Annotated in this window: 5 protein-coding genes; 4 read left to right on the top strand and 1 reads right to left on the bottom strand. The window is 75.7% G+C overall.

All coding sequences use genetic code 11. The features are described from left to right. Positions 1-34: 34 nt before the first annotated feature. Positions 35-1,417 (bottom strand): type VII secretion integral membrane protein EccD, encoded by a 1,383-nt coding sequence (eccD, locus tag AA75_RS35695; RefSeq protein WP_033824546.1) that lies wholly within the window; start codon positions 1,415-1,417, stop codon positions 35-37. 207 nt (positions 1,418-1,624) lie between these two features. Between eccD and AA75_RS35690 the strand changes: the two genes are divergently transcribed. From AA75_RS35690 to AA75_RS35675, 4 genes are all read left to right on the top strand, one after another. Beyond that, positions 1,625-5,551: a type VII secretion protein EccC gene (locus AA75_RS35690; RefSeq protein ID WP_033824558.1), complete on the top strand. Its 3,927-nt coding sequence runs from the start codon at positions 1,625-1,627 to the stop codon at positions 5,549-5,551. 72 nt (positions 5,552-5,623) lie between these two features. Then, positions 5,624-6,214, top strand: a complete 591-nt coding sequence (locus AA75_RS35685; RefSeq protein WP_033824545.1) for a hypothetical protein — start codon at positions 5,624-5,626, stop codon at positions 6,212-6,214. 66 nt (positions 6,215-6,280) lie between these two features. Next, positions 6,281-6,718 carry a hypothetical protein gene (locus tag AA75_RS35680; RefSeq protein ID WP_033824544.1) on the top strand — a complete coding sequence of 146 codons (438 nt, stop codon included), beginning with the start codon at positions 6,281-6,283 and terminating at the stop codon, positions 6,716-6,718. A 107-nt stretch (positions 6,719-6,825) separates the two neighbouring features. Next, a partial coding sequence (locus AA75_RS35675) for a S8 family serine peptidase (protein WP_149038574.1) occupies positions 6,826-7,979 on the top strand: 1,154 nt, incomplete at its 3' end.

Raw genomic sequence — 7,979 nt, 5'->3', positions numbered from 1 at the left:
GGAGCGTTCCGGCCGGGGCCCGGCGTGGCGGCGGTCAGCCGCCCAGGCCGCGCAGGGTCCGGTAGACGCCGCAGGCCTGGAGCGCCAGCGGCAGCAGGGCGAGGGCGCACAGGGTGTGCAGGATGTCGGCGGCTCGCCCCCAGTACGGGAGCAGCCGTCGGCCGGGCACCGTCCAGCCGACCACCAGGAGCGCGGCTCCCGCGGCCGGCAGCGCGCCCGCCAGGGCCAGGCGCCCGGTCGCCGACACGGTGGCCACGGCGGCGGCGAGCAGGAGCAGGATGCCGAACACGCCCGGCAGCAGGACGACCAGCCGCTGGCGGATGCTGCCGACGGCCCGCGCGTGCAGCACCAGCAGCAGGCTCAGGGCGGCGGTCTCGGCGGGCCCGGCCCAGCCGTCGATGAAGGGCAGGACCGCCAGGCAGGCCGCGCAGACCGCGCCGATCGCGGTGTGGAAGGCCATCAGATAGTCGTCCGCCACCAGCGCGCGGGGAAGGACGGCGGAGGCCGGCACCGGGTCGATGTTCTCCTGCAGCTCCTCGGCGTTGCGCGGCAGCATCGGCAGCCGCAGCCCGGACAGCCGGAAGGCCGTCGACGGTACGAACGCGCCCGCCAGCACCGCCGCCACGGCCAGCACCGCCACCACGGCGGACGGCGGTGGCCCGACCAGCAGCATGGCCCCCGCCACCATGCCGAGCAGGGCGGTGAGGACCACCCCGAGGAACAGCGGCGCCGCTGCGCCGACCGCCGCCAACGCCAGGACCGCGGCACCGGCCGCGGCCGAGGACGCCGCCAGCACCCGCGCCCCCAGCAGGTCGTCGCCGCTCGGCCCCTGCGGGACCAGGAACGCGGCCAGGGCCAGGTACGGCACGGCCGCCGCGCCCAGCGCGGCGCCGGTGCCCGCGTCGGCCATCGCCCGTGATGCGCCGGCCGCGCCGAACAGCAGCAGCAGCGCCACCAGCGCCGCGGCCGCCGTGCGCGGGGCGCCCGGGCCGGACACGGCCAGCGGCACCCAGCCGGCCGCGAACGCGGTCAGTGCCAGGGCCAGCGCCACGATCCGGGTCGCGGCCGGGTGCCAGGTGTCGCCCCGCCCGCGCACACCTGTGGCCACACCGTCCACCAGGTCGTCGAAGTGCACCGGCGGCAGGGCCTCGTGGCGCTCCCTCAGGTAGAGGGACTCGCCGTCGTGCAGGCCGAGGGCCTCGGCGCTGCGCTCCTCGTCCAGCGGTTCCTCGCCCAGCCGCTGCAGCACCCAGCCGCCGTGCTCCAGCCCGTCCTCGGCGAGGTCGGGCCCGGCATGGCCGAGGACGGCGGGCAGCAGGTCGGCCAGCGGAACGTCGGCGGGGACCGCCAGTTCGAAGGCCGTACCCGGTGCGTGAAACCTCAGTCGGCACAGTCCTGCGACGACACTGTTGCTCATGCCTGTCCTCCGGCTCGGTGGGTGCGCCCCGCACTCGGGCGCACTCGGTCTCCGCTCCGGAGAACGGCCGGTCGGGCGCGGGGTGTTCACCCCGGATGAACCCGGCGCCCCCCGCCGTCCGTCAGTCCGGGAGACGGCGACGGCGGTGAGGAGGCCCGGGTGGGTGTGGTGCTGATCAAGCGGAAGCCCCGGCGGCCGGGGCCGGCGATGCCCGACGGCGAGGTCCAGCTGCAGGAGCCGCCGGGCCTGCCGGAGAAGCAGAGCGGCCTGTCGAGCATGATCAGCATGGCCCCGATGGCGCTCGGCTCGCTGTCGATGGTCTTCATGTTCCTGCACCCCGGCGGCAGCCAGGGCGGCGGCGCACTCAGCTACCTCGCGATGGGCATGATGGCGCTCTCCGCCGTCGGCATGCTCCTCACCCAGCTGATCCGGGGCTCCAGCGACCGAAAGCAGCAACTGCGCGCCGAGCGGCGCGACTACCTGCGCTACCTCTCCCAGATGCGCCGCCAGGTGCGCCGCTCGATCGACGCGCAGCGCCGGGCGCTCGCCTGGCGCCACCCGGCCCCCGAGGACCTGTGGACGCTGGTGGGCACCAGCCGGCTGTGGGAGCGCCGGCCCACCCACCCGGACTTCAGCGACGTCCGGATCGGCCTCGGCGCGCAGCGCCTGGCAACCCCGCTGGCCCCGCTCGCCACCAAGCCGGTCGAGGACCTGGAGCCGCTGTGCGCCCACGCGCTGCGCCGCTTCATCCACGCCTACGGCACCGTCGACGACCAGCCGATGGCCATCCACCTGCGAGGCTTCGCCCAGGTGCTGCTGCGCTCCGACGACCCGGCGGCCGCCCGGGCCATGGTGCGCGCCGTGCTCGCCCAACTCGCCGTGGTGCACGGCCCGGACGAGCTGACCGTCGCAGTCGTCACCGCCGCCGAGCAGCGGGCGGACTGGGAGTGGACCAAGTGGCTGCCGCACGCCCTGCACGCGACCGACACGGACGGCGCCGGGCCGGTCCGGCTGGTCGCGGGCAGCCTCGGCGAGGTCGAGCAGCTGCTCGGCGAGGAGTTCACCGGCCGGCCCGGGTTCGAACCGGACGCCACGCCCGAACGCGACGAACCCTTCACCGTCGTGGTCCTCGACGGTCCCGGCGCGCACACCGGGAGCCGGGCGGCCCTCGCCGGGTACCGCAACGCCGTCCTGGTCGACCTGGCCGACACCCTGGACTGGTCCCCGGCCCGGACCACCCTGCGCCTGCGGATCGAGGACGGCCGGCTCGCCATGGTCGGGTCGGACAGCAACCGCAAGGACGTCGTCACCGACCTCGGCCGGCCCGACGCCCTCGCCCTGCCCGCCGCCACCAGGCTCGCGGCCCGGCTCGCCCGCTACCGGATCGCCGACGGCGTCGACGCCGCCGAACCGCTCGCCACCGACTTCGACCTCACCGCCCTGCTCGGCATCGCCGACCTCAACACCGTGGACGTCGAGGCGCTCTGGGCGCAGCGCGGCATCGCGCAGCGGCTGCGCGTGCCGCTGGGGCTCGGCCCCGACGGACGCCCCGTCGACCTCGACCTCAAGGAGTCCGCCCAGGGGGGCATGGGCCCGCACGGCATGCTGATCGGCGCCACCGGCTCCGGCAAGTCGGAACTGCTGCGCACCCTGGTGCTCGCGCTGGCCGTCACCCACTCCTCCGAGGTGCTCAACTTCGTCCTGGTCGACTTCAAGGGCGGCGCCACCTTCCTCGGCCTGGACACCCTGCCGCACACCTCCGCGGTGATCACCAACCTGGCGGACGAGTCCTCCCTGGTCGACCGGATGCGCGACGCGCTGCACGGCGAACTCGTCCGGCGCCAAGAGCTGTTGCGCGACGCCGGCTACGCCTCGCTGCTGGAGTACGAGACCGCGCGGGCCGCCGGCACCGAGCTGCGGCCACTGCCCACGCTCTTCGTGGTCGTCGACGAGTTCAGCGAACTGCTGTCCGCGCACCGGGACTTCATGGAGCTCTTCATCATGATCGGCCGACTCGGCCGCTCCCTCGGCGTCCACCTGCTGCTCGCCTCGCAGCGTCTGGACGAGGGACGGATGAGCGCGCTGGAGTCCCATCTGTCCTACCGGATCGGCCTGCGCACCTTCTCCGCCATGGAGAGCCGCGGCGTCCTCGGCGTCCCCGACGCCTACCAGCTGCCCTCCCAGCCCGGCAACGGCTTCCTGCGCAGCGACATCTCCACCCTGACCCGGTTCAAGGCCGCCTACGTCTCCGGCCCGTACCGGCCCAAGCGCAGCGCGGCCCGGCAGGCCGCGATCGCCGGCCAGGTGGTCGCCTACGGCACCGACTACGTGATGCCCCGCCGGCCGCAGAGCGCCCCGGTCGAACCGCCGGAGGAGCAGGGCCCCGTCGGCTCGCTCCTGGAGGTCGCCAGCGGCCGACTGCACGACGCCGGCCCGCCCGCCCACCGGGTCTGGCTGCCGCCGCTGGACGTCCCGCCCACCCTCGACGAACTTCTGCCCCCGCTCGTCCCGAACCCCGGGCGCGGACTCACCACCGCGTACCCGGGCAGCCACGGCACCCTCCGGCTGCCGCTGGGCGTGGTCGACCGCCCCTTCCAGCAGCTGCGCGACCTGCTCACCGCGGACCTGGCCGGCGCCGGCGGTCACGTCGGGGTCGCCGGCGCCCCGCAGAGCGGCAAGAGCACGCTGCTGCGCAGCCTGATCGCCGGCCTGGCCCTCACCCACACCCCGGCCGAAGTCCAGTTCTACTGCCTCGACTTCGGCGGCGGCACGCTCTCCTCCCTGCGCGGCCTGCCGCACGTGGGGGGCGTCACCGGACGGCACGACGGCGAGCGGGTGCTGCGCACCGTCGCCGAGGTCAACACGGTCATCGCCCGCCGGGAGCGGTACTTCGCCGAACTCGGCATCGACTCGGTCTCCGACTTCCGCCGCCGCCGGGCGGCGGGCGGCCTGCCCGAGGAGGAGCAGCACGGCGACGTCTTCCTGGTCATCGACGGCTGGAACACCCTGCGCCAGGAGTTCAACGACCTGGTCCAGCCGCTCACCCTGATGTCCCAGCGCGGCCTCAACTACGGGGTCCACCTGGTCGTCGGCACCACCCGCTGGGGCGAGATCGCCGGAGGCCTGCGCGACCAGTTGCAGACCCGGTTCGAGCTGCGCCTCGGTGACGCCGTCGACTCCATGATCAACATGCGGGCCGCCACCAAGGTCCCCAAACTCCCCGGCCGCGGCCTCACCGAGGAGCAGCTGCACTTCCTCGCCGCACTGCCCAGGATCGACGGCTCGGGGCGGACCGACGACCTCGGCGAAGGCATCGCCGACCTGGTCGACGCGGTCGCCGCGCACTGGAGCGGCCCCCGCGCCCCCGAGGTGCGGATGCTCCCGCTGAGCCTGGACGCCGGACTCCTCCCGGCGCCCCAGGGGCGTCTGCGGGTCGCCATCGGCCTGGAGGACACCGAGCTCTCCCCGCTCTGGCACGACTTCGAGGAGAACCCGCACCTCCTGGTCGTCGGCGACACCGAATCGGGCAAGACCAACCTGCTGCGCCTGATGATCGACTCCATCACCGCCGCCTACACGCCCTCCGAGGCCCGCATCATGCTGGTCGACTACCGGCGCGGCCTCTACGACGCGGTGCCAGAGGAGTACCGGCTCGGCTACGCGGTCGCCGTCGACAAGCTCCGCCAGATCGTCGACGGCGCGTCCCGGGCGATGAAGAACCGCGTCCCGCCGGCCGACATCACCCCCGCCCGGCTCAGGCTGCGCGACTGGTGGACCGGCCCGGAACTGTTCGTCCTGGTCGACGACTACGACCTGGTGGGCTCCGGCAGCGGCAACCACCCCTTCGCCGCCCTGCTGGAGTACCTCTCCCAGGGCGCCGAGATCGGCCTGCACCTGGTCGTCGTACGGGGGGCCAACGGCATCGGCCGGGCGCTCTCGGACCCCCTGCTGCGCAAGCTCCAGGAGGTCAACTCGCCCGCGCTGCTGATGTCCTGCCCGCCGTCGGAGGGCTACCTGTTCGGCAACTTCAAACCCCGGCAGCTCGCCGCCGGGCGCGGGCACTACATCACCCGGCGGCGGACCGTCCAGGTGCAGACCGGACACCTGGCGGTGGAGGAGGAGGGCGAGGAGTGACCGGGCCCGCCCGCGTCCCGCCTGCCGAGCCTCCGCTTCCGTGCAGAGACCGTCGACCCGTCGCCCGAACCGGTGGCCGTGCTCCTCCGGCACGAGGACTGCACCCCGCTGGCCCCGCGCGCCGAACTCCTGGCGGCGGCCCGCTCCGGAGCCCCCGGGGTGCACCGCCCGTACCTGCGCTGCCTGGCCGCCGGACTGCGCCAGCTGCCGAGCCATTACGGCGGCGTGCTGGTTACGGGGCCCGTCGAGGGGTGCGACCCGGGCGCGTACGTCCCCGGGAGGGTCCTGGTCGAGCGGGCGCCGGTGGCCGGCCCGGCGGTCCCGGACGCCGCACTCGGCCCGGGCGCCGGCGTCGAGTTCGTCAACTGGTCGCTGACCGGCCGCCGCAGCTCCGTCTTCGGCGCCCCGGGCGAGCCGCCGGCCGTCGTCCTCCTGCCGGGCGCCGGCTTCGAGGTGCTCGACGTGCGGCCGTCCGACCCGGGACCGGGACCCCCGCCCCGGGTCCTGCTGCACGAGGCCGGCGGGGTCCGCCCGGACCTCGGCCGCCTGGAGGAACGGCTGGCGCGCTGTGACGCCGTACCCCCGTCCGGCCGGATCGGGCCGTCCGACCCCGCCCGCTACCTGCTCGCCCGCGGCGCGCGGCAGCCGCTCCCGGTGCGATGAACCCCGAGGCCCCGTTCGCCCGTCGGACTGGGTGTACGGACCAGGGATCGGCAGGAGGAGGACGGCATGAGCGGGGAAGTGCACGACGGGTTCCGGCTCGCGGCGGTGTTCGACAGCGTGGACCCGGCGACCGGTCCCGGTTTCGCGCCCGACCGGCCGCGGCTCGAGGAGGTCGAAGGGCGCGAGGCGGTGGCCCGCTACCTGCGGGCAGGGGCGCCGGTGCTGCTGACCACGATGCTCATGGACGACGTGGTCGACCCGGGCCGCCGGGCCGTCGTGCCGATGGGCTTCCGCACCGACGGCCGGTGGATCTGGACCGACACGGTGACGTACTACCTCCAGGAGTACGGGCTGGCGCCGGACCCGGACCTGCTCGCGCACGTCCGTGCGCAGGGCGACGGCCCGTGGGCGGAGCCCTCCCCGGAGACCGTCGAGCAGGCGGTCGCGTTCGTGCTGGCTCCGCAGGAGGAGCCCCGGGAAGCGGTCTGGACCGTCGGGTCCTGAAACGGCCGGAGCCACCGGCCGCCCCGCCCGCCAAGCCCACCCGCATCCCCCGCCGGCGGCGACCTGGCCACCTGCACCTCCCGACCCCCGACGAAGGGAACCCCGGCATGCCGCGTCCGGCGCCGACGGTCCGCGCGGAGCAGCGCGGGCCCGGCTCGTCCCGCCCGACCGGAGCAGCCCCCCACTCGGGGAGGCGGACCGCGGCGCGCGGCACGGTGCTGCTCCTGGCCGTCGGCCTGCTGCTGCCGGCCGCGGCCGGTGCGGCCGCCGACACCGCGGACGCCCTGCCCGGCGTCACCCAGCAGCGGCGCGACGCCGAGGACGGGCAGAACGGATGCCTGCCGCGGTCCACCAGGGGCACTCAGCTCACCCCGTGGTCGCAGGCCTTCCTGCGGCCCGACCGGGTGTGGCCGCTCAGCCAGGGCGAGGGCGTCACCGTCGCCGTCCTCGGCTCCGGGGTCGAGGACGGGAACGGCCTGCTCGCCGGCCGCCTCGACCGCGCCCCGCTGCCCGGCGGCGCCGATCCCGCGCAGGACTGCGTCGGCCACGGCACCTTCCTGGCCGACCTGATCGCCGCCGACCGGCGGGAGGGAACGGGATTCGCGGGCCTCGCGCCGCGGGCCAGGATCCTCGCGGTCTCGGTCACCGACGGGACGGGGGCCTCCTCGCCGGACCTCCTCGCCCGGGGGATCACCGCAGCCGTCGACCGGGGCGCGCGGGTCCTCGCGGTCGCCGTGGCACTGCCCGCCGGCAACGACGCGCTGGCCGCTGCCGTCCGGGCCGCCCGGGACAAGGGCGCGCTGATCGTCGCCCCGGCGGCCCCCGACGCCGCCCCGTCCGGCACCGCCGAGCCCGCACCCGCCTACCCGGCGGCGTATCCCGAGGTCCTCGCCGTCCGCGGTCTCGCGCCCGGCGGCGCCCTCCCCGGCGCTTCGTCCACGGCCGTCGGGGGCCGCGTCGACCTCGCCGCCCCCGGCGAAGCCGTCACCGGACCCGGGCCCGGCCCGGGCGGCTACTACATCGGTACCGGCTCCAGTTTCGCCACCGCCTTCGTCGCCGCCACGGCGGCCCTCGTCCTCGGCTACCGCCCCGACCTCACCGTCGACCGGTTGACCCAGCGCCTGGAGGGCACCGCCTACCGCAGCGCCGACCCGAGGTACGGCTACGGCACCGTCGACCCGGTCTCCGCCGTCACCCGGTTCGCCGAGGTTGCGTCCGGTACCCCGCCCGCCGCCGCCGCCGTCGTCATGCCGCCGGCCCG

The organism is Kitasatospora sp. MBT63 (assembly GCF_000710465.2).
In the GTDB taxonomy this organism is placed as follows: Bacteria; Actinomycetota; Actinomycetes; order Streptomycetales; family Streptomycetaceae; genus Kitasatospora.
This window is presented reverse-complemented; position numbering and strand designations above follow the sequence as displayed.

Excerpts from the sequence above, each read along its gene's own strand:
- AA75_RS35680 (WP_033824544.1), top strand. The coding sequence starts at position 6,281 with ATGAGCGGGGAAGTGCACGACGGGTTCCGGCTCGCGGCGGTGTTCGAC.
- eccD (WP_033824546.1), bottom strand. The coding sequence starts at position 1,417 with ATGAGCAACAGTGTCGTCGCAGGACTGTGCCGACTGAGGTTTCACGCA.
- AA75_RS35690 (WP_033824558.1), top strand. The coding sequence starts at position 1,625 with ATGCCCGACGGCGAGGTCCAGCTGCAGGAGCCGCCGGGCCTGCCGGAG.